The organism is Clostridium bowmanii, assembly GCF_018861315.1.
Taxonomy (GTDB): Bacteria; Bacillota; Clostridia; order Clostridiales; family Clostridiaceae; genus Clostridium_AD; species Clostridium_AD bowmanii.
Window position 1 is genome coordinate 12,408 of the sequence record NZ_JAHLDL010000028.1, and the last position, 25,053, is coordinate 37,460.

General features: G+C 30.2%; 19 protein-coding genes. 2 read left to right on the forward strand and 17 right to left on the reverse strand.

The features are described 5' to 3' along the window. Positions 1–144: 144 nt before the first annotated feature. The 7 genes from KPL51_RS16890 to KPL51_RS16920 all read right to left on the reverse strand — a co-directional run bounded on the left by KPL51_RS16890 (position 145) and on the right by KPL51_RS16920 (position 10,314). Entirely contained in the window at positions 145–1,389 is a 1,245-nt protein-coding gene (locus tag KPL51_RS16890) for a bacterial transcriptional activator domain-containing protein (protein WP_216163907.1), read from the reverse strand. A 504-nt stretch (positions 1,390–1,893) separates the two neighbouring features. Next, positions 1,894–2,097, reverse strand: coding sequence for a hypothetical protein (locus tag KPL51_RS16895; protein ID WP_216163909.1), 204 nt, complete (start codon positions 2,095–2,097; stop codon positions 1,894–1,896). A 126-nt stretch (positions 2,098–2,223) separates the two neighbouring features. Continuing rightward, entirely contained in the window at positions 2,224–3,309 is a 1,086-nt protein-coding gene (locus KPL51_RS16900) for an acyltransferase family protein (RefSeq protein ID WP_216163911.1), read from the reverse strand. A gap of 174 nt (positions 3,310–3,483) precedes the next feature. After that, entirely contained in the window at positions 3,484–4,548 is a 1,065-nt protein-coding gene (locus tag KPL51_RS16905; protein ID WP_216163913.1) for an LCP family protein, read from the reverse strand. Between the two features lie 99 nt (positions 4,549–4,647). Beyond that, positions 4,648–6,066 carry a tyrosine-protein kinase domain-containing protein gene (locus tag KPL51_RS16910; RefSeq protein ID WP_216163915.1) on the reverse strand — a complete coding sequence of 473 codons (1,419 nt, stop codon included), beginning with the start codon at positions 6,064–6,066 and terminating at the stop codon, positions 4,648–4,650. 305 nt (positions 6,067–6,371) lie between these two features. Further along, positions 6,372–7,949, reverse strand: coding sequence for a glycoside hydrolase 5 family protein (locus tag KPL51_RS16915; protein ID WP_216163917.1), 1,578 nt, complete (start codon positions 7,947–7,949; stop codon positions 6,372–6,374). A gap of 181 nt (positions 7,950–8,130) precedes the next feature. After that, the gene (locus tag KPL51_RS16920; RefSeq protein ID WP_216163919.1) at positions 8,131–10,314 is read right to left on the reverse strand and encodes a glycosyl hydrolase family 28-related protein; all 2,184 of its coding nucleotides are present in this window, start codon (positions 10,312–10,314) and stop codon (positions 8,131–8,133) included. Between the two features lie 217 nt (positions 10,315–10,531). Here KPL51_RS16920 and KPL51_RS16925 point away from each other — a divergent pair, with 217 nt between their 5' ends. Both KPL51_RS16925 and KPL51_RS16930 read left to right on the forward strand, forming a co-directional pair. Beyond that, positions 10,532–13,432 (forward strand): Ig-like domain-containing protein, encoded by a 2,901-nt coding sequence (locus tag KPL51_RS16925; protein WP_216163921.1) that lies wholly within the window; start codon positions 10,532–10,534, stop codon positions 13,430–13,432. A 165-nt stretch (positions 13,433–13,597) separates the two neighbouring features. Continuing rightward, positions 13,598–14,662, forward strand: coding sequence for an acyltransferase family protein (locus KPL51_RS16930; RefSeq protein WP_216163923.1), 1,065 nt, complete (start codon positions 13,598–13,600; stop codon positions 14,660–14,662). Positions 14,663–14,743: 81 nt separating this feature from the next. Here KPL51_RS16930 and KPL51_RS16935 read toward each other — a convergent pair whose 3' ends face one another. From KPL51_RS16935 to KPL51_RS16980, 10 genes are all read right to left on the reverse strand, one after another. Beyond that, positions 14,744–16,255: an oligosaccharide flippase family protein gene (locus tag KPL51_RS16935; RefSeq protein WP_216163925.1), complete on the reverse strand. Its 1,512-nt coding sequence runs from the start codon at positions 16,253–16,255 to the stop codon at positions 14,744–14,746. Positions 16,256–16,323: 68 nt separating this feature from the next. Beyond that, positions 16,324–17,616, reverse strand: coding sequence for a hypothetical protein (locus KPL51_RS16940; RefSeq protein WP_216163927.1), 1,293 nt, complete (start codon positions 17,614–17,616; stop codon positions 16,324–16,326). Between the two features lie 35 nt (positions 17,617–17,651). Further along, positions 17,652–18,800 carry a glycosyltransferase gene (locus tag KPL51_RS16945; RefSeq protein ID WP_216163928.1) on the reverse strand — a complete coding sequence of 383 codons (1,149 nt, stop codon included), beginning with the start codon at positions 18,798–18,800 and terminating at the stop codon, positions 17,652–17,654. Then, positions 18,797–19,705: a glycosyltransferase family 2 protein gene (locus tag KPL51_RS16950; protein ID WP_216163929.1), complete on the reverse strand. Its 909-nt coding sequence runs from the start codon at positions 19,703–19,705 to the stop codon at positions 18,797–18,799. The genes KPL51_RS16945 and KPL51_RS16950 overlap by 4 nt, the downstream gene beginning before the upstream one ends. A gap of 67 nt (positions 19,706–19,772) precedes the next feature. Beyond that, a complete protein-coding gene (locus KPL51_RS16955) occupies positions 19,773–20,900 on the reverse strand; it encodes a glycosyltransferase (protein ID WP_216163930.1) in 1,128 nt (375 codons plus the stop codon). Between the two features lie 35 nt (positions 20,901–20,935). Beyond that, a complete protein-coding gene (locus KPL51_RS16960) occupies positions 20,936–22,045 on the reverse strand; it encodes a glycosyltransferase family 4 protein (protein ID WP_216163931.1) in 1,110 nt (369 codons plus the stop codon). Positions 22,046–22,061: 16 nt separating this feature from the next. Then, a complete protein-coding gene (locus KPL51_RS16965; protein WP_216163932.1) occupies positions 22,062–22,556 on the reverse strand; it encodes a glycosyltransferase in 495 nt (164 codons plus the stop codon). Beyond that, the gene (gene pssD, locus KPL51_RS16970) at positions 22,553–23,002 is read right to left on the reverse strand and encodes a PssD/Cps14F family polysaccharide biosynthesis glycosyltransferase (RefSeq protein WP_216163933.1); all 450 of its coding nucleotides are present in this window, start codon (positions 23,000–23,002) and stop codon (positions 22,553–22,555) included. Before pssD ends, KPL51_RS16965 begins: the two co-directional genes overlap by 4 nt. 94 nt (positions 23,003–23,096) lie before the next feature. Then, positions 23,097–24,143, reverse strand: coding sequence for a mannose-1-phosphate guanylyltransferase (locus KPL51_RS16975; RefSeq protein ID WP_216163935.1), 1,047 nt, complete (start codon positions 24,141–24,143; stop codon positions 23,097–23,099). 48 nt (positions 24,144–24,191) lie between these two features. Continuing rightward, complete coding sequence (locus KPL51_RS16980) at positions 24,192–24,860, reverse strand: sugar transferase (RefSeq protein WP_216163937.1); 669 nt, start codon at positions 24,858–24,860, stop codon at positions 24,192–24,194. Between the last annotated feature and the right edge of the window lie 193 nt (positions 24,861–25,053).

A 25,053-nucleotide genomic window follows, 5' to 3' on the forward strand; every position in this document is an offset into this window, starting at 1 on the left:
TTAGTCCTTACTTACTCTCATTTAAGTCTTCAGTTAATCACAAGTTATACTTACATTAATCACAACCCTATCCAATCAATAGGAAAAATTGCAAAAAAAAAGATCATAACCTATTAAAATAGTATGATCTTCTAATTTATGTTTTTATGCTTCAATTTCATTAATTGGCTGCAATGAGGTTTTTATAATTATATCCTTTGATGTATAAACAATTTTGTGCTTATTTAAAATACGAGCTATTACCATATTTGCTTGCTCAAATGTTGGTCCTGGAAGTATGGCAAGTATTTGAGTTTCACTTATCTTTGCCACAACATCTCCCATGCGGAGACCCTGTACTAACATATCAAGTAATGCTCCCGTTGCCTTTTTTAATATTTCACTATCCTGGTTCCTGTTTCTAACCCTAGATATAGTAAGCATTGCCATAAATACAACTTGTTTAGTCCTTGCTGCTCTACGGCCTTCTAATTTATAAAATGCAGTAAATATATCTGGCTCACAAAAGAAAGCACCATCGGGATCTGACCTATCCATCATCATTTCTTGAATAGAATTTAAGTCCAATAAAATATTATCATCCGTGCATTTAATCTGGTGATATAGGTTCCGTAATTCAGTTGAGGGTTTCACACCCATTTCCTTGTATAACATAGATGTTACATATTCATATTGGCTCTGTGCTTGCTTTATATTACCAACCGCAATAAGCGCTTCAATATACAGTACGTGGAGCCTTTCTTCAAATGGATGAATCATCAATGCCTCTTCACATACTTTTAAAATATCCTCATTTCTTCCATAATGTTTTAGAAGATTTGTTAACCTACCTATTATATCCATATAAATGCGATTATAATAGTTTCTTACAGGGGTTACCCATTCATTATAGGATTCCTCAGAAAGATAGTCACCTTTATATAGCAATAAAGCTGTTTGATAGAGTTCAATTGCATAGAGAAAATCCTCATTATTCTCTGCAACTTTGGATTTTTTATATAGCTCCTCAAACTCGTCAACATCTGTCCAGTAATTGAACTCCTTATTCCAACTATAGCACCCTTGTGAATAATTTATAATTGAATCTCCTTCTTTATTTACTCCTTCATAATTTAAAAGCATTCTAAGCCTATAAATAAGGTTTTGTAAAGCTTTTATAGGATTATCACATTCCTTATCAACCCATAAAATATCGATAAAATTTTCTTGGGCAATCCTCTTATTTCTATATGTAAGAATATATTTAAATAAGTTCCACAACTGTTGTGAGCGTTTGCAATCATTTGAAATCACTTTTTTACCTGATTTCACTTCAAAACAACCCAGTGTATATACTTTCAAACAATTTCCATAAGCATTTTCAATGGATTTTAAACTATTAGCTAACAAGTAATCTCCCCCTCGTACTGCTTTTTTGATGACATAAAAAAACTCCATTTTCATAAATGCTTCTATGAAAAAGGAGTGGGTTCACTATTAGCTCATCATATTCAAAGTGACCATTTAAGAATATGTTTCATTGCTTCCAATAGATATATTATTGTGTTCAATTACTATTATATACTTATTATGGTAATATTGTATAATTTTAATAACCTATATTCTCCTTAATATTATAATTTTACTTTATTTTGTGACAAATTAGTCTGAAATCATTCCGTTAATATGTCATATTAATATCATGTTCTTTATGTCAGCATAAAGAAATTTATCAAGCTGTTCTACAGTATCTTTGATATTAGGTACCACATACCAAACTCCATCCATAGTTTTTTACTTTTACACTTAACCTTTGTAATTGAATTGCAATTCAACAACAAAAGAACTACTAAAATATATTTAATTTAATATATTTTAGTAGTTCTTCAGCTAACATTAGCCATATAATATAACTTAATCATTGTCCAAGATGTTACATGCCACCTGGTTGGAAACGTTCTTTGAACTAAGTTCTACTGGTGATTTATTTTCAATTCCCTTAATATTTATAAAATCAACTTCGATAAGTCTCTCCCCACATTCATCGCACTCCTGATTATCACTTGTGTTAGACGTGTACCAAACATGATCACATTTTTCACAAACTAACTTTATCATAATTAAACTCCCCCTAAGTTGGATGGAACTATGTACAACCTCATAATACCATATGGTAATCTTATCCTAGTCCTTGTTCCCTCTCATTTAAATCTTATATTAGTCACATCTTAGTCACAGAGAAATTTAATGATTGTCCAACATACCCCTTGCCACGTGGGTGGCACCGTTTTTCTCTTTTTTTCTAGAATCTCTCATATCAAAAGTATATTTGCCTAAATCTGTTTTTATTACAATTTCATAAAAACAAATACTAAACGCAATAGCCACAACTGATACAATTGGTATCATTATTGGTGAACTATACAACTTGTATCTTAGTAAAAGATTAGATGTCTCTTTTACAAAAATCGGTTCATGAAATAAAAATATTGGGAAAGCATATTTTCCTAAGGTTAATAAGATTTTATTATTTTTTAGTAATGTTGCTATATAAAACCATGCAACTACAGACAATGGAATAAGTATTAAGGTTGTACACATATTATTTATAAAGGAGTCTTTTATAAATAATTCCGCTGACAATAGAACTAAATAAGTCGCTAAAACTATTTTGCCATACTTTTTACTAAGTCCTCTACTACATACCTGTGATCCTAGTTCATATAAATAAAAATAATATATATAATTTATAGGGTTTAAATAATCACTGGCCAAGAGTTTGGTCTTACTTTGAACTACAGAAACTATAATTGCTACAATATATAAAATAATTAGTCTTGTCTTAGACTCTTTTAGATACTTAGTTATAATTGGATATCCTAATACAATAAGCGCATACATGGGAATATACCATAACTGATAAGCATAATTAAATCCCAAAAATATTCTTGCTGTGTCATTTAAAAATATATTTAATAAATTAGATACATTAACTGATTTGTTTACAAGAATATCTTTTACTAAAAGATCACCACATTGATATAATATCCAAAACATGCTGACAATTAGAAATGGCTTAATTACCTTACTAAATTTTTTAGATATCAGTGTAGCATATTTTTTATCTTTATCCTTCATTTCATATTTATATCCAGAAATGAATATAAACATAGGAACTGCAACATGAACTATCTTATCTGCAAGATAAAAGTAAGTTCCACCCCCAATGTAACTTTCTAAATGTAATACTTCTGCTAGATAAAATCCATTACTATGAATAAGTGTTACAAATAAAATTGCAATACCACTATATACTTGTAATTCATTCAAATGCTTTTTTATAATAACACACCCTTTAAAATTAGCTTTTATTATATTATATCAAAATATAATAGTTTTACGGCTATTTTTACAGAATGTTATCTATAAAGTTACATTTAACGACAAAAGAACTTAGTTTTAACTAAGTTCTTACGCATGTTTTATATAAACTTTTAAATTGTATTAAAATAGTGGTGCTTTAGGAGTGGGCTTCACATCTTCATATATATATTTATGAACTTGCTCTGTAGTAGCCCCCATATCCGCAACCAAATACCACACACCATCCATCATTTTCCCTTTGCAGTAGCCATCTAATGGAAATCTTTCCTGATCTAAGGTGGCTATATTAGATGTAAGTACTTTTGTACCAAGTTTTATTATATCCATACTCTTCATGCTCGTCTCAGTATAAGGTAGAACCTTAGACACAACGGATGCAAATTCTGATATTCCCAAGGATTGAATTTTTGTAAGCATTGCCGCTAATACAGTTCTTTGCCTCTCAGTTCTAACAAAATCCCCACCAGCAGTATATCGTATGCGTGAATATGCCACAGCTTGAAGGCCATTTAAATTTTGCAGTCCAGGTTTTGTAACTTGTGATATTGATTTTTTTTCAATGTTAGCTACTTCAGTCATATAGTCTGTTATAAAACTAATTTCATTTTGCTTTACATCTATAGTTACACCACCCATGGCATCTATTATCTTTTCTAAGTTAAAAAAATCAACGGTTACATAGTCTCTAATGTCCAGATTGAAATTTTCATTAAGAGTCCTTATGGCAAGTTGTGGGCCACCATAAGCATAAGCATGATTAATCTTTGTATCACCATGATTTTTTATGTCTACATAGGTGTCTCTCATAATAGAAGACATTTTTACTTTCTTGTGAACTTCATCTACGGAAAGTATCATAATAGAGTCTGATCGGCTTGGTTCATTTGGAGTTCTTCTATCTACACCGAAGAAGGCAATATTTATTATTTTGTTGCTCTCTACTACTTTTATCGGAACTTCTTCTTTTAAAGGAAGTTCCGATTTAATAGGTACCTCTTCCTTCAGAATTACATTTGGCTTAATACCTAAATCCTCATCTGTTTTTAATATTGTTGTAGTGTTTATTTTGCTTAGTTTATAGAAGGTGTAAGTGAAGGTACCTCCAACGACTAATGCAATAATAACAAATACACCTAAAATGAGCTTTATCCAGGATTTTGTTTTGTTTTTGGTTTTATCTTTCATGGTGAGTAGTATAATCACTGATACAAGTGATTAATTTCTTTTTTATATAATATTTCATTTTTATCACTCCATTTAATATATAGTATATTTATTTAGCTACTAAATGTTTACAGAATCACTCTTTTCCTTATTATTTCGTTTTTTTCTTCCACCCTTATTATTTAATGTACTCTTCCTTTCCTTACCATTGGAATAATAATCATATCCATAGCCTATAAATGACTTTTTATCTACCTTATTTAATACAATCCCAATTATCATCGCATTAATGTTTAATAATAGTTGCTTTGATTTTTTACAGTTTTCTATAGTCGTTTCCTCGGCACTTATTACTAGTATTACTCCAACTTTTTCAGTAACTAAGGTAAGAGCATCTGTAAAAGTAATTATTGGAGGAGTATCTATCATTACATAATCATACTTTTTTTCCATATCTTCAATGAATACCTTCATTTTTTGAGATGCTAATAGCTCTGATGGGCTGTAATTAGCTTTTCCAGCAGTAATCACATCAAAGTTTTCCTCAATTTTTATCAAAACTTCCTCCACTTTTCTTCCCTCTAGAACTACATCCACTAAACCTAATTCATTGTTAGTAATATTGAGTTGTCTATGTACACAAGGTTTCCTTAGATCACAATCAACAAGTAAAATACTTTTTCCAGTCTTTGCTATGACTGAAGCAATATTTGTAGAAATTGAAGTCTTCCCCTCTTTAGGTCCTGAACTACAAATTACTATGGTCTTTACTCGTCTGTTCTCCATGGAAAACAATAAATTCGTTCTCATGGACTTAAAAGCTTCTGTAGCTAGAGACTTTGGATCTTTTTCTACAATAAGATTCTCCATTTTATTTTGTTTTGGAATTAATCCTATTGTAGGTAGATCTAAATATCGTTGTATATCATCCTCATTTTTAATCGTGTTATTTAAATAATTAATTAATAAAACTAATCCAAATGACAACATTATGCCTATAATAAATCCTATAGCAATGTTAAACTTTTTTTTAGGTGCTATCTCAAACTCAGGAACTAGAGCCTTGTCCATTATTTTTGCACTTCCTGAGGGTAAAAGTTTTTGTGATTCTTGAATAAATGCCTGTGATAAAGCATCCGCACCTTCTGCAGCTGTTTCGGGAGTCCCACTTTTATAAGATATCTCTATTATTTGTGTACCTATTTTTGGTGTAATACTCAGGTTCAACATAAAATCTTTAACAGCTATGTCTAATTTTAGATTTTCAATAGCATTTTCAGCTACTATTCTAGATTTACCAATTTCACTGTAGGTTTTTATTAAATCCTGATACATAAGTACTTCACTTTGAGTAATTTTATCCGCATTATCCTTTCCAACAATGACAGTAGAATTAGCTTCATATACGGGCTTCATTACATAAAAGCTTAATAATCCAGCTATAATCATTGGACAAATTATTATAAATAATAGAAGAAAGATTCTCTTCCTAATTATATTTAAATAATCTTTAAAATCTATGTCCTCTTCTTCTCTCATGATATTCCTCCATTAATGTTACTGTTCTTGTTACTGTTCTTGTTATTGTTTTACATATATGTATTATATTATTATAGTCATTTTTTGTCAAGTATAGTTTTATTATGAATTTTTATACATAGTCTATAATTGTATTCCATAATAAATAGATATTTTATAATATTAAAAATTCACTAAAAGGCAATGCTCAAAAGTAATAAGCTAATATTTTTACATTGCTTTAGTACCTTTTGATAACTGCCTTCCCCATGTTAAAAATGAGACTCTTTAATTAATGGAGTTAAAATATGCACACTTTATTATCTCTACCTCTTAGGTCTATCGTCACTTACAGTCACAACAATTAAAATGATTGATAATAAAATAATGCAAGCTAAAACAAATTTAAATATACCATTAATATTATTAAATACTGATAACCCTGTATGTGAATCATTAATGCTACTATATATCACTAATGACTTGGGCGGTATTATATCTGTGAGGTTGTTCAGTACTTTATTAAATACCTTATCATGACTTATAATTTCTGCTTTTACATCTGCCTGTATTAATTTAGGATCATATAAATAACGATATAGCCTTTTATTAATATCTACAGATAAGTTCACACTTATATTCTTCTCTGAATTACTACCATTAACAACAAGAAAACTCCAATTACCATCTAGTTGCTTGCTAGCAGAAATATACACATCGCTACTACCTGTGGTTTCATAAACTTTTGTACCAATTCCTCCCATGAACTTACTTATCATACTAAAAGCATAAAAACTTGGCCTAGGCTCAATACTCTTGGGCAGCCAATAACAAGTTCCCCATTCATGTATACCATTATAAAATGAATCTTCATTGCTCATCTTATCAAGCGGATATGGATACCCTTGATCAAATAATAACCATAACATTGATGTAGCACATCCAGCATTCATAAACCCAGCTACTGCCTGACCAATATAATTCCCATATAGTGGTGATGCTCTTAAACTTTCATCCGTATCCCCATATTCATCAAACCACATTGGTTTATTTATAAGTTTAGCATAGTCAACCATTTTCTTAGCTTCATGATAGCAAGCATTATAATCCTTTAAATTATAATTATGCCCACTTAAAATATCTATTTCATTACTACAATCCATCGCTGCCTCTTGAAAATTTTCACCTCCATTACCATTATTAGGCCCAACTATTTTCACGAGATTTCTTCTATTATCCTCAACTAATTTCGTATGTACATTTTCAATAATCTTCTTGTGCCAATCCCATAGAGATATGAATTCAGAAGGTTTTCCTACATCCAAATAGTCCTGAGACCCTTCAGTGAGGAGAATAACATATTTTATATTTGTAAATCCCCTAACATTTATCAGTTGATTCAATGATTCACTTACCCACTCAGAAAATCTAGGCAAGTATGTTTCCCACTGGCCACTTTGTCCTCCCCACCAAACATCAGCATTATTCCCACTAGACCACCAAGGATTAATTGCAATATCTATATTTCTATCTTTCATTTCTTGGCACCAAGCATAAAATGCCTTCATCTTAATTGAATTCCAGTCGAAAGTGTTCATTAGATCATCTCCACAAGCAAAATCAGGTCTATACCAAGTTCTCGCTATATGTAAATTCATATTTTGTACTCTATTAAATTCTATTTTTCTATAATTGTCATTCATACCTTTACTCTCTTCCTCTGGCATATATGCAAATCCATGATAAACTGCATTTACACCAAGAAAATTATCTTGTATAACATTAGTGTTATTAACTGATAGTACTGATGTTGCTTGTACTTGATTTGGTATTATAAATAATGTAGTAATGATAAGAATTAATATAATCAGACAATTAATCCATAACCTATCTAGATTCAACATACCCTTATATACTTTAAAAACTTCTTTTATAATACATTCACCCCAATTCTCCTTATCTATCTTATATAAAATAAACCAATGTTGTATAATTTTATTCCTTAAATTTCTTAATTATTACTAATCTAAATAATGTATAGAAAGAGAGCCTTTCACTCTCTTTCTATTTTTCTAATATACTTTTCTAAGCTTGAATCAATCCAAATCCTTTCCAAACACCTGGTGTACCTGCCGTAATACACACCCATCCAATATAACCACTAGCTTTAGGGCTACTATTATATACTAAAGACCCTATTGCCCAAGTACCTGTTGTTGGAATTGCAGCTTTAGCAATAATTGTTACCCCACCCATACTTACAGGACTATTTATATTTGCAGCATTAACTATTGAATTATCTTTTAATAATAATCCTCCCAAAACAGCGCCACCACTTACAGGAAGATTCATTGGAGACTCTTGCCATAATTCAGTCGCAGGGTCATATCTATCAATTCGGAAACTTTTATCTAAACCATTTTGTCCATATGCCCAATTTTTTAAACTGTCTCTATGAATTTCTATCATTGCATCTTCCATTCCATTTAATTGTTGTGCTATGGTACCACCTATTTTTAGGTATTCTATTGGGATTCCATTAACAACTTTTAAGTTTACATATACACTCTCATCATGATCATCTTTCACATCAATCTGTTGTTTAGAACAAATTATATTAATTATACAATCAGTACAATAATTTAAATGTACTCCAATATTTTGTGTTTTATAATTACCACTATCATCTTGCCTAAAGTCTGTGCACATACAGCCGTTTAATAATACATTTGAACAAACATTTATATCAAACCCATTTTTAGTAAGATCTGATGTGGTTTGTTGATTTAGGGAAGTAATTCCATTACAATCTGCTACGCAGCCTTGTAAGGTCATATCCCTGCAAATTTCCAAATACCAACCATGTCCAAAACTTTCTTGTGCCTCACAATCTGTGAACGTGTTTCTTTCTCCATTATATATAAGCCATCCTGCTGCATCATGAGACGAACGGTCTTTTGTATTACATTGAAATGTTTTACAACTCACCCATCGGTTGGAACTCCCATTTTCATAAAATCCTGCAAGTCCATTTCTCCAGCTTGTTATACAAACCATATTATTATCTGAACCATCATGATAAAATCCGAACCCCCCACAATAATCTATAGTAACATTTATATATCTCCCCTCTCTATGCTGACCTCCATATACTCTAAATCCATCTTCTGGTGCTTCCGTAATATGAATGTTTTTGAGAAATAAATGGCTATCATCACCATAAATTAACCTAGCAAAATAAACTGCATGTCCTTTTGTGTTATTGGTTTTATTCCCATCTATCTTTAGTGATTCTAATCCACACCAACCCGTATATTCATCAAACACTTTTATAAAATTAGCATTAGTGTTGCTTTTCATTTCAATCACAGAAGATTCTCCATCACCCAAAAGTCTAACTCTTTCTTTAAGAACTATAGATGACGCAATATAGGTATTTGAATAAAAATATACAGTACCCCCACCATCCACAAACGCAGCATTAATTGCATTTTGTATTGATAGTGTATCATCTGTAACACCATCACCTTTTGCTCCATAGTCTCGTACATCATAAATTGACTTTTTCGCTTTATCTGCAAGTAACAAATTAACTTTAGAGCTTGAATAAACTGTAGTTGTAGATGGAGTATCATCATTAATTGAAACTCCACCATGACTATCTACATAAGTTTTAACAGCCTTTTGACTTGGTATTAATAGATTACTATTTGAGAGTAATTTACCATCAACACTAACCGATACTCCTGAGTCCCTTTGTCCTCCAATATTATTTGAAAAGGTCACAATGTTATTAATTGTAGTGGTAGCTATCTTATCAACCTTTCTACTATCTGATGGGTGTATATGATCTGCTCTTGGAACATTACTCGAAGTACCAACAGCAACGCTTCCATTAGTTTTTGTATTTGCAGTATTGGTTTCATAACTTTTGTTAAATGCTGTGTTTTTTGTGGTTATCAAAGGCTCCTTGCCACTAAGCGAATTCGCTGTTGCAGTGCTAATAGGTTTGCTTGCATCACTGGTATTATTCACATTACCTAATGAAACTTGCGCGGCAGTTAATCCTATTAATTGACTTCCATTTATTGATGGAAGCTTGCCAGTACTGTCTTGTTTTACAATTTTATTTGCACCAACACCGGAATTTAAAGTTAGAACTGGTGTTGTCGTAGGTGTTACTATAGTAATATCACTATTTGCTGAAGTTACACTCGTTACTGTTCCGGCTGCATCTGTAGCAACTAGTAAATCTAATTTATTATCCATTCTATCATCTCCTAAATTTATACATATATATACATAAGACTAACCCCTGTGTTTAGTAAAAGCAAATTTTCTTTAGCTTTATAATCATTATATTAAAGTTAATAATTCATGTGATTTCTATCTTGATATAATATAAAAATATTTATCTCCTTAATTGTAAGTTTATTGCTTAAGTGATAAAATAAGTAATATAAAGGTATTAACAAGGAGGTTATTAATGAAAAAAATTTTTCGACTTCTATTTACAATTAGTTTTTTAATTATTTGTTTGTCTAGTAACACCTTCGCAGCTTCAGCAATAGTTGAGGCTGCAACCTCTTTACCAAAATTATTTATAGACACTCCAACCGATGGAGTAACTATAAAAACTTCAGAGACTCCGCTCTCCATTGACGGTTGGGCACTTGATCCTTCTGGCATTAAAAGTGTACAAGTATATATTGATAATATATATAGTGGAGATGCAATTTTAGGAATATCTAGGCCTGATGTAAATACTGCTTTTCCTGGCTATATAGATGGTGCAACTAGCGGTTTTAATTATACCTTAGATATATCATCATTCTCAAAAGGTAATCACACTATAACTGTAAATAGTATTGGAATGAGCGGAGAGGTATTATCACAAGAACTTCAAATAACCATAGCTTTACCCTCAAGAGCATTTATAGACACTCCAACAGATGGTTTAACTATAAAAACTTCAGAAACTTCACTTTCCATAGATGGTTGGGCTCTTGATCCTTCTGGCATTAAAACTGTCAAAGTATATATTGATAATATATACTTTGGAGATGCAACTTTAGGAATCTCACGACAAGATGTAGATTCTGCTTTCCCTGGTTATATAGGTGGTGCAACTAGCGGATTTAATTATACTTTAGATATATCAAAATTATCAAAGGCTACCCACACTATAACTGTAAACAGTATTGGTGTGAGTGGAGAAGTATTATCACAAGATATTATGATAACTTTGAATTTACCCTCAAGATCATTCATCGACACTCCCGCAGACGGTCTAACTATACCAGCTTCAGAAACCACTCTATCCATTGATGGTTGGGCCCTTGATCCTTCTGGCATTAAAAGTGTCCAAGTATACATTGATAATACACACGATGGAGATGCAACTTTAGGAATATCACGACCAGATGTAAATACAGCTTTTCCTGGATATGTAGGTGGTGCAACTAGTGGCTTCTCTTATACTTTTGACATTTCTTCATTATCAGGTGGTAATCACACTATAACTGTAAATAGTATTGGTGTGAGTGGAGATGTATTATCACAAAATATTATAATAACTACAAATTTATCCTCAAAAGCATTCATAGACAATCCCACAGATGGTTCAACTATAACAACTTCAGAAACACCACTTTCTATTAATGGTTGGGCGCTTGCTCCTTCTGAAATTAAAAATGTACAAGTCTATGTTGATAATATATACAGTGGGGATGCAACTTTAGGAATAGAAAGACCAGATGTATTCGCTGCTTTCCCTGGGTATGTAGGTGGTGCAACTAGCGGTTTTAGTTATGCACTTGATATATCCACCTTGTCAATGGGCAATCATACAATAAGCATAAATAGTAATGGGGTTAACGGAGAAGTACTATCACAAACTTGCATAATTAATTATAATGTACCTACTGACCCTCTTATAACAAAAATTTTTAATTCACCAGCTTCTGATACAAGTGTGATTTTTGATTGTTCACAGTTTGAAAGTGTATTTTTAAAAGTAACAAAGTCTTATGATACTCTTATATATGTGCACGGTGAAATTTCCCCTGGTGTTTATACCTCTGACCCACTGCCATTAATTAATTTAAACACAGGTAATTCATTAAATTTCGTATCAACTTCGGGAGTTTATTCTATTGATACTAAGCAGTTTAAGAATATTAAATTTATGAATATAAATGGTTGGAATGGAAAAAGTAATTTAACTGCATCTGTATATATTCAAGACCCTTCACAAGGACAGCCTGTACAAATTATAGGAGATTATAATAATGCAGCACCTACTCCAACAGTTCTAAACACGATTGCTTCATTAGGTAAATTGCTAGCAGTTAAAGATGGCAAATCATATTCAGTTGTTGGTAATATAATATACCGTTCTGATAATTGGGGTGTTGACGAGTTTTCAACAAATGTATGCACCATTATAGGCGCAACTGATGTTTATAAAATGTTGATACTTGATAATGGTAATGTTTTAGTATGGGATAGGGGTGGTAAAATATTTTTATCAACAGATAATTTTGCTACCTTTAATGAAGTGTTTGATATGTTAAATTCACCAACACATGATTTATTTGGGGCCAAAGCTTATAAAAACTATGTAATGTTTACCCAATATAGTAACACAATAGGAGCTGCAACAAAGGCATATATTAGCGAAGATTATGGAGTAACAATAAGAGAATGTTTTGATATTGTTAAACAAGATGGTTCTATTGGAGATGGCACTACAAAATTTCATACCCACGATTGTGCTATAGATCCCTACGAATTAAATTCAGACGGTATGCCAATGTTATGGGTATCTACCGGTGATGGTATGGATGCTCAAATGATATTTTTCAGCAAAGATATGGGAGCAACTTGGACTAAATCGTCAACTAATGGAGATGCTCCTACGCAAATAACCCAAATAATTCCTTTAAAAAACTGTGTATTATTCCTATCAGATTCAAGGATAGTTTCTGTATTAAGATATGATAGACCAACTACAAAAACCAAAACACAACAAAATTTAAGTTTTGAAACTGCCTTTTTAATTCAACCGGGATGGGGTAAAGATGCAAATACAGAAGTTCCCATCGGCTGCACTGCAGCTATAGATTTTGAAAATTCAAAAGCATATTTTGGATTTTCGTTAGTTGCTAATGCCTCTAGTGGAAATGTAACTAATGATGCTTTATTAAAAGGTCAAGTTTATGCTACTGATGGTTATAAGTTCTATGAGATATATAAAAATGATTCATTAGTAGCTGGTTCAGGAGTAACTGCAGTATACGGGGTAGACTCAGATAACGATAAAAGCATAGTTGCAAGGATTGATGGGATTAATTCAATTCGTTTAAGTGCAAAAATGTGGGATTAATAAAAAAGAGCTTTAGCTCTTTTTTATTTTGTAGACCCTAGTTAATTATTCTGTAAACATTTAACTGATTTAGTTATACAAACGTTTCATTTTACATAATATGTTATAACTGTAGATAGTTTAGCTTTAAATTTAATGAATTGATAATTAAAGGAGGTACTACTATTGGATTGTACTAGAGAAGAATGGATTTCTCATACAAAAGCTGTAGCAATACTCTTAGTTGTTATTGCTCATATGTTTAGGGGCCTTATTTCAGCTAACCTGTATAACTCTGCAGGTTTTAAATATATAGACTTTACTTTGGCTAGCTTTCTTATGCCACTGTATTTTATTTTGAGTGGGTATCTATATGCTAAAACAAAGCAAATTAATTGTTTCAGCAAATATAAAAAAAATGCCTTCAATAATGTATTAAATTTAGGAATACCTTATTTTGTATTTACAATAGTGCAAGCCACCATTAATATTTTTTTAAGTTCAAAAACTAATGGTACTGTGAGCGTAATAAATATATTAAGAATACCAATTAGCCCACTATTCCAATTTTGGTTTTTGTATGCATTACTAATTGTATTATTAATAATTCCACTGTTAGAACTATGGTTTAAAAATCAATATCTTATATTAGCAATATTAATTATATTAAAACTAGCATCACCCTATGTAGTAACAAATATTTATTTAATAGATAGCTTTTGTGTTAATGCCTTCTATTTTTATATGGGAAAAATATTATATTTAAAGAATAAAACCATTGTAAGTAACCATAGGGCTTTAACATTCTTTTCTCTAATATATGTTTTTTTAAATATATTAGTTTATACTAAATTCAGTTATATCCATAATAGCTTTATAATCAATATTTTAGAAATAACGCTAGCATTAACAGGGTCACTGTTTGTAATTTTTGTTACAAGCCTTTTATGTACAATTAATAATTTCATTGTACATATATTGAATATAATTGGCAAATATTCTTTTCATATTTATTTGCTCCATGTAATTCCAATGGCAGGTATTCGTATTATTTTATCTAAAATTTTAAAATTAGATAATCTTGTGTTGCATGCAACTTTAGGGTTAGTTTTTGGTATTGGGTTTCCTATCCTTGTTGGATATATAGCATATAAAATAAGTATGTTGAATTTCTTTTTCCATCCAACAAAATATATTCATAGGGGCAAAGAAAATTCAATAAAAATCATACCTAGTGTATGGTCACAGTAGTCTTATTAAATAAGCGATAAATAACTGTTTACATAGACAGTTATTTATCGCTTATTTTCGTTCTTCCACATTTATATCAAATTACTTATGCATTATACCCTCAACTATTCCCTGTAAGTGCTTAAATTCCTTAGTTTTAAAGTATATACCTGCAAATATTACATTAGGAATAATCAAACAAAACACTCCTCTTCCAGCTACACTTAAAATTGTATATGTAGTAAACATAGAGCAAGCTAGTAACGTTATTAGTGCTGCACCTAATGTAACCAATGTATAGCACATATATTTTATAAAAAATGTTCTAAGCGGCTTTTGAAACCCTCTTTTATATAGTACATATGGTTCTACCCAAAAGGATGTTGTCATTGTACTTATTAATGTACCTAAAAATACCCCTGCAATACCAAATTTTTTAAGTAGTATAATAGAGATCACCAAGTTTATTAATGCCTCAAACCAGGGTTTAAATCTATAATTCCAAAACAATCCCAAAGTGGTGTTATACATTAAAAGTGTTTGTCTCATCCCCATTACAAAAAAATTCAGTACAATCATAATTACAACATAATCATCCATTATATACTTGTACCCTATCCACATTTTAATAAAGGGATTAAACAACACAAGCAATGCTATACTACAAAACCCATATAACCAAAAATTCATAAAAAACAATATATTAAATACCTCATGAGATTTTTCATTACTTTCTATAGCATTTAGATTCCCAATACTGGCGGTTAAGGCTGTAAATACTTGCCCCAATATACCATTTAACATACCAATAATCATAACATAGTTAGAATATAACCCTACCCAATATACTCCAACAAATCCAGATATCAATATATTATCTGTACTACTAACTATTACTCCTCCTACCTTGTGCGACATCATAGCACCAGTATTTTTAAATATGTCTCTTTTAGTTTCCTTATCTATATATTCTCTTTTGTGGTGTTTTAAATAAGGATACATTTTATCAGCCTTTCTTGAAATGGAAAAATTAAGTAAAAAACTAAATATTACCTGGACACCTAGATATAACAAATAATTCTTTGTAACTAGGAGTACAATCATTTGAATAATGTTTTGAACAAAAGTGTATCTAACTTGGTTTATAGTATTAATATAATTTTTTTGATCAGCCATTATGAGTGCACTCTTATAGGCAAAAAAATAGGTAATAACCGAATTTGTTAAAAATAATAGATATATTATTTTTAAATTAGGTATATTAGGTTTATCCTTAATTAAATAATTTAAAAAGGGAAGCAATATAAGCCCAAGTATTGCAACAACGCAGCCAATAATGCGATACGCAGTTGCATAAAGGCCCATTATAGCCTTTATTTTTCTTTTATTTTTTTCTGCCAAAGGCTTATACATACTATATGTTATGGCACTTCCTACCCCTAGTTCCGCTAATGATAGCATAGAAAGTATGTTCCCAAATAGTCCATTTACACCTAAGTAATTGGCACCTAAAATATAAATAAACAAGGTACGACTTACAAAACCCAGTACAGTGCTAAACAACTGCCCAATTAAACCATACGCAGTATTTTTAATAGAGTTTTCAGTTCTCATTTTATAAATCCTTTCAACCTTTAAATTTGTTTATATTTCAATAGTCTACTATATCTATTAAGTTTAAGCTAAATTTTCCCAGGTCTGTTTTCAAGCTTTTTACCATACTTAAAATTAAAAATGCTTAAAATTAGTGTTACCATAAAGATCATTTCGAAGGTGCTAAATATCTGAGTATACAGTGCCATAATTGAATAATTAACAGCCATTATTAAAAAAACCAGAAAATTAACTACTTTAAATTTACTCGAAAGGTTAAGAAGTTTAATAGAGCAATAAGCATATAAGAGAATAATGGATCCTAAATAGATTAATCCCCCTTGGTAAGTTAAAATAGATATTTCACTCATACCAAAATGTTGCGGCAACATACTATCTCCATAGGTTACACTACCTATTCCAGCACCTAGTTTATACCCATCCCCATATTCTAGTGCATATTTAAACAATACAATTCTTTCCTCATCTTCCTTCTGACCACTTTTCCCTGTAAGTTGCTCATATTTTTGTTTAATCCTCGAATTAAAAAAGTCGTTAACCTGCTGATTATCATTGTATATATATATTCCACAGGCTGTGGCCACTAGTATTATAGCAATAAATTTTACGAAATTTTTAATGTTTATTTGGGATAGTTCTTTTATAAAAAACTGCAAAAGTATTATAGGAAAAAAATAATAAAATGCTGTATTATCACAATATGAAGATATTATCACCATAAAAATTATTTCACTTATCATCATCCAGAGTATCAACTCTTTTTTATTTTTTTGATAAGTATAAATATTTATTAGTGTTAATGCTACCCAGTAGAATGTCATTCTATGTGTCCCATTTACACCTATTAATCCAGTTATTTGATCAAAATATAGTGGATTACCATCTGTAAATCTCATCATGAAACCTATGCTACTTACTTGTTTTATAATAATTGGAACATTTATAAAAAAATATAAATTAAGAATTACCGATACTTTTTTTATTACTAACAGCTCTAGTGCTTCTCTCTTATTCTTAATAATAAATTCAAAAAAAATAATGATAAATATATTTGAAAATACAGTAAATACATTCCTTACCATGTAAGTAGATATTCCATTCTCACTTATATTTAAGCAAATAATTCCAAGATTTAATAAAACAAACATAATCCCGAAGATTCCACTCTTTGAATTATATTTTTTCTTAGAATCTACTACAACAATTATAAAATATATAAAATAAATGATAAAAATATATTTATAAAAACTTCTATTCCATAGCCAAGTAAGTAAAAACATTTGAAAAAAACTATAGACTATAAATAAATTCTCAAAAAAATTCAGTTTAAATCTTTTTCTAACTGATATATCTTGATGCATTATATTCACCCACTCTTCCAACCCGAAATATATTTTTATAATTTAAAAATAGCATTATATAGTTTATATATTTGATGTGAATTCTCTTTTGATGTAAATCTTTCAATAGCATATTTATAACCATTATTTCCCATTATTTTAATTTCATTGGAATTATCAATAAAATATTTAATTTTTTCTGATAACTCAATATAATCACCTGTTTTATATAATAGTCCGTTAAAATTGTCCATTATAAGCTCTCCAGTAGCCGTATTATTAGCCCCTATTACAGGGTTTTTGTTAAGCATAGCCTCTATAGTAACTCTACCAAAACCCTCGCTACCCGAGCATACTACTTCAAGGCAAATATCTGTTCTTAAAGAATCTATGTCCCTTCTAAACCCCATTAATATTACATTTCTTTCAATATTATTTTCTCGAATAAATTCTCCTATCTCTTCAACATAGCCTGCAGTAGGCTTTCCGACAATAAGCAGCTTAACTTCCTCATAACCCATATTTACCAAATTATTCACCGCTAGCACAGCATCTTTTGTTCTTTTGTGAAGAGCTACATCCCCAACTATCATAATCTTAAAAGGCTTTAATGTTTTTACGTCTTCTGCATTCTTTTTTAAGTTTCTAATAGAAATCCCATCATATATAAGGGTAAGTTTATCTTTACTAAAGTTTCTAATATTTTCATCATATAGTGCTTTAGATATAACTATTATTTTTTCTGAATACTTATTAGCAAAACTTAAACATTTATTCCTTGATAAAAGATATTTAAAATTCAATCCACTTTCAGCAAACTCTCTTACATGCAGTATATGGGGTATTCCAGTATATTTACTTAGCAATAACCCAAAATTAACCACACTTGTATTTGAGTGAATTATATCTATTTTGTTTTTTATAATTATCTTAGAAATTTTTCTCGCATTAATGACGTTGATAATATTTTCATATAAAAATTTTACTTTACTTCTTATTCTAATTCTCTTATTTAGCCAGAAATAATAGGTAACGATAATTAATTTAACCTCTCTTTTAGTTAGTTCTTCATAAAAAGCTCCTTCTTTAGATATAACTGTTACAAAGACGTTATCACCATTTAATATCATTTCATCAATTAATTCTAATAATGCAATTGTCGCACCACCTAATTCCATTTCATGAGATATATATAATATGTTCAATTACATATGCTCCTCTGTTCGTTTTTCCCCTTAAAAAAATGATAACTTTTTATAGCTTTAATTACATTTTTAAAATTATATCTTCCATTAAATATACAATGAACCATATATATATTGGTATAAATGGTGGCTATAACCCTGTACTTATCTTTAAAATTTCTTTTTATGAATAAATATCTATTTCTACACATGTAGAATTGATAAATTTCTGATAAGGCGACCGTTGAAGCACTTACCTTATGATAAATTACGGATTTAGGGCAATACAGTATTTTATAGCCTGCCTTACTTACTTTCATACAATAATCAGTATCTTCATAATATAAGAAATAGTCCTCTGATAAATATCCTACTTTTTCTATTACTTCTTTATTAATTAACATCATGCACCCTGTGGCAAAATCCACATTCTTTTTCCTATCATATTTACCATCATCAGTTTCTCCACACCCGATTTGAAAAGATTCACCTTTAAGGTAATTAATCCCACCACCAGCATACCATATCTTCTTAATTCCGGAGTTGTAATAAATTTTACCAATTGATATACCTGGCTTATCCTCTTCCTTAAGTGTTTCATCCATTAAATTAGTTAAAAATTCAGCTTCCACCAAAGTATCATTATTTAAAAGCAATACATATTGTGCGCCTTCATATACCGCATACTTAATTCCAATATTATTTCCCCCTGCAAACCCTTTGTTACAATTTGTCTGAATTATTTTATACTTTTGTAGTTTCTTTTTAAATATTTCTTCAGATCCATCCTTGGAGTTATTATCAACTATAACTAATTTATAATTTTCATAATTTATTTTTTCTATGCTTCTTACACATTCTATTGTGTCTTTATATCCATTATAATTTAAAAGTATTATATAAATTAATGGTTCTAAATTATTCATTTGCACCTTACCTTTCCATAAGTTTACAATAGTAAGTGTCCCTATTATTTTTATTAAGCCTATACTACTATAGTAGCTCCACTAACTTTTGAATATATAACTTATCCATAAAATTTTCAAGGTATAACTTTCTAGCTTCATCATTATAATTATGAGCCTTATTATTTTCAATATAATCTTTTATTCCTTTGATGTAATCTATGGCACTGTTACATAAAAAACCTGAACCACTATATTTTTCTATATCATAGCCTTCAAATGCCTCTTTGGTTCCAAAAACTGTTTTACCAAACATAAAGGCCTCTGCAACTTTTACCTTCATACCAGCGCCTTCAAATAATGGAGCAATAACAAAATCACAATTATAATAATAACTATCAATATCCCCAACTGTGCCTTCCACTTTAACTTTACTAGAAATACCCTCAAACTTATCTTTATGCTTCTCCATATTTTTACCTATTACTATAAGGTTTAAGTCCAATTGCGGTAGCACCTTACTAATAAACCAATTCATCGCATTAACGTTTGGAAAGTAATCTCCTACCCCTACAAATAAAGCTACTGGTAACTCTTTATGAGTATGCTTATTAGCTATTTTCTCATTGAATCTATCCTCCATAGTAACAGGTAAATTTAAGTCGCTCTGTTTGTTGTAAATTTCATTTAATTGAGCAGCATCTCTTTCATTTATTGTTATAATTTTATCGGCATATATTGAACTTAATCTTTCATTATATATTGTTGCTATATACTTAGGATAATATAGGAATCCTGAATTTTTCAAATCTTGCTTTGCTAATCGATATTTTATATCATGATAAAAAATTATCACTTTTATACTAATAAATTCTTTTTTTATTTTTTTTGCTAATTTCCCATACATTGAATTATCTATATATATGATGTCATAACAGTTCCTTCTAATTAAGTTTTTAATATCCGAAACTATGAACCCATTCAATACAGGATAATATAAGTTCATACAATTAATCATAGAATATATTTTGTTAGAAGGTGAATTATAAGTTTTTATAGCGCCTTTGAATTTTTCTGGATATTTATTCCCAATGACAACCAAGTCAACATTCAAGTCTCCTATAGCACTTTTGATTAAGTTATAGTTTCTTTTACTCACATTGGCAATACCTGTATTAGTCAAAGACATACCATCACTAATGAATAAGATTTTCATATTCTCTCCTTTTCTAACCATATCTGCAGAAAAGATTAAAACTTATTATTAAGAATCTTCTCATAATAATTTTTATACTTTCCCATAACATTTTCTAATTTGAATTTTTCACAATAGGTGTTATATGCATTTTCTCCTAAATTATTAAGTTCTAAAGAATTGGAATACAAATGATAAATTGCATCAGCTAGTTGCTTGGAATTTCTAGGTTCAACTAATAATCCATCAACATTATTTGTTACAACCTCATTAGTCCCCTCTATATTAGTGGCTATAATTGTTTTTTTTTGAGAAAACACCTCCATCGGAAGTAATGGCAATCCTTCCCTCAGAGAGGGCAATATAACTAGATCTAATTGATTAATTATATTTAATACATCTTTTCTAAACCCAAGAATTATAAACATGCCTTTTAAATTGTTTTCTTCAATAATATTAATAATATTCTCCTTCAAATCACCATCACCGACGATAACGTACTTAACTTTAGCATCTGTTTTTAACAATTCTAATGCTGCTTCAATAAAATATTTAATTCCCTTTTCCTCAGCTAATCTACAAATAGTCCCTACTAAAAAATATCCTTCGGCTTTGCATTTCTTTAACTCTCGAATTTCCCTATATTCAAAGCTTTCATTAGTAACTCCGTTATATATAACTATTATTGCCTTAGCCTTTACATTAAAATAGTTTAGCAGATTATTTTCAACTCCATTGCTAACAGCAACTATATTTATATTTCTAAGTATATATTTTGCTAACCATTTCCTATTCTCTTGTAATACATGTGCAGTATGAATTACTTTAACACCTGTTAAAATCGATAATATCTTAGCATAAAAGGTACCCATTCTATGTTGACTATGAACTAAAGTAATTTTTTCAACGTTTATTATTTTATATAGCTGAAATATAATTCTAATTATATTAACTAATGATTTATTCTCAAAGTCTCCTATTTTATAATGTTTAACACCTAATTCATTCAATTCTCTTTCGTAATTTCCACCTAAAGAGCAAACTACAACCTTCTTAAATTCATTTTTAAAATAATCTGATAATTGTAATACAACCTTTTCTACGCCCCCATATCCCATTGATCTTGTTAAATATAAAATGCTACTATTTAAGATTACGGTGTTCAAATCTAGCCCCCCAAATTTAAATCAATAACTCATCTGCAATTATTGTAAATTTTCTTACAAAGTTACTGGTACAACTAACTTCATCTATCTTAATATTCATTACCAGTTCACTGTAATTTACTATAATATCTTCTAAGCATCCAATATCAATAACTGTTAATATTCTGTTTTCAGCCTTCATTCTTTTACTAAAATATACTTGATGATCGTCTACATGTTCCTTAAATTGCTTTTGTCTAGGCACTACTATTGGTATTTTATTATACTGCAAGGCCAATAACATGCTCCCAGGTCCTCCATGAGTTATTATTATCCTAGCTTCCTGTGCTAATTCACTCATCCTCTCAAAACCAATACCCCTCTCATAGCTACAATATAGAGGTAAATATTTAGTATATCCTAGTTGAATTTTTACATCTTCTAAAATTATTTTTTCACCTTTAAGTCTATCTATTTCTTTAATTAATCTATCAAATGAATCTTCATGGGTTCCTACAGTAACAAATATCATATAATTCCTCCTATATTTATTCCACTAGAGTAAGATTTTTTTTGTTCTTCCCATTGTAGGATAAACTTGTCCGTTATAGGATAGACTAATTTACCTGTAATTGTTGGAATATCAATTCTATCGTATACTTCTATATATATAAGCTTTGCCCCCAATAATTTTCCTATATAGAAAAAAGGAACAGCTACTGCAGCTCCAGTGGAAATTATCAAATCTGGTTTTTCCTTCCTTAGTACCTTTATAGCCAAATAAGTGTTACGTATAAGGTTAAATATATTTCTGTTAGTTGGAAAAAAGCAAAAGTATTTTTTCTCATTTTTAAGTAATGATGTCGAATCCTCTTTATCAAATGTCACCCAAAACCTATCATGCTTTATCCAATACTCTTTAAGTAACCATAACTGTGTCAAATGCCCACCACTTGAGCCAACTAAACAAATCTTCATATTGTCTCCCCCCATTTATTGAAAAATTATTTTTTCCTTTATTTATTAAGGCATTCAGGTACTTTTCTCATTCCTTCATATATGCCCATCCTTATTAAATTTTCATCTGAAGCTCCCTTATCTTCTCCATTCCACACTTCTTACCAACAAATATCATGTCATCATTTTGAACCACAAATATATCTTGAAGTCCCGAGATTACAATAGGTTTACCATTACTAATAATAATGGTATTGTTACAATTGAATTTCTTCACATTACCCACACAAACATTATTAAACTCGTCTTTTTCACTGTATCTCTCTACAGACTCCCAACTCCCTACATCATCCCACCCAAAATCTCCTGGAATAACGTATATATCCTTTGCTTTCTCTATAATCCCAAAATCTACAGATATACTGTCAACATTATTATATTTTTCCTCTAATACTCTATGGTAATCTTCTTCTCGAGTTGCTGCTATTTCACTTAACACTTCAAACGTATTTATCAAATACTTCCTTGTAAGTCGTAAAATATTAGTAGCTTTCCAAATAAACATTCCACCATTCCAAAGATAGTTTCCATCTGCTAAATACTCTTTCGCCTTATGTATATCTGGTTTTTCCACAAATTTTTTCACACTTTTAATCTCACAACCATTAATCACAGAATGTATATGGCTATATTTTATATATCCATAGCCCGTTTCCGGTCTATCTGGCTTCATGCCTATTGTAACTATTGCCTCTTTATTCTTATCAACAAATTCATTAGCTGAATTTAACACTTCCAAGAAATTCTTTTCATCCTTTATTAGATGATCAGATGGTAGCACAGCTATGGTAGCATCTTTATATATTTTGTTAATATGAAAAGCTGAAAGAGCTATGCAAGGTGCGGTGTTTTTACCTACTGGCTCTATGATAATGTTTCTATTAGGTAAGTTAGGTAATTGCTCTCTTACCAAATCCATATATTTCTTACCTGTTACTATAAATATTCTCTCTATAGGAATAAGTTTTTGTAATCTTTTCACACTCATTTGAATCATTGTATCTTCACCAATAAGCTTCAAAAACTGTTTTGGCTTTTCCACCGTAGATAAGGGCCAAAATCTAGTACCTTTTCCACCTGCCATTATCAATGCACAAAGCATACATTACCTCCCTTTATCATAATCATTTTTCTTACACCAAAACTGCAATCACCTTGCCCCGTCATCCCCAAACAGAACTCCTACGGTCTTAAAGATAAGGCTTATATCTATCCATGTATTTCTCTCTTCTAGATACTTAACATCCATCTCCATCCATTCATTAAAGCTAACATTACTTCTTCCACTTACCTGCCAATAACAAGTTAAGCCTGGTTTTGCAAGCAATCTTTGGTTTTGAAATGTGCTAAATTTTTCTACTTCTTTTGGTAAACTTGGTCTTGGTCCCACTAGTGACATTTCTCCCTTTAATATATTAAAAAGCTGAGGTAACTCATCTATGCTTGTATTTCTTATGAATCTTCCTACTTTAGTTACTCTTGGATCTTCTTTTATTTTAAACATAGGACCTGTCATTTCATTTTTATCTTGGAGCTTATCCAGAAGATACTCTGCATCTGTACACATAGATCTAAATTTATACATCATGAATCCTATGCCATCCTTACCAACTCTCTCCTGTGTAAAAAAAATAGTTCCCTTTGAATCTAACTTAATCATAATTGCCACCACAATCATCACAGGAAGTAGTAGTAAAATTCCACACAAAGCACCTATAACATCAAGGATTCTTTTGACTATATAATAGCTTATGTTCTTCTCATATTTACTATTAAGTTCTTCCTCTATCGGCTTTAAGTTTGTGCCTAATTCCTCCATATGCATCCCCCTTTTTACAGTATTATAATCCCCCTATTACTATCATTTATTAAATGTTAATATTGTTTTATTTTAATGTGCACATACTTAAATAATATTACATCCTATTTAAATCGATAATTATTTGTTAATTATTGTAATTAATACTATCATATTCCAGTCATATTTTACTCTTTGTTCACTCTCATTTAAG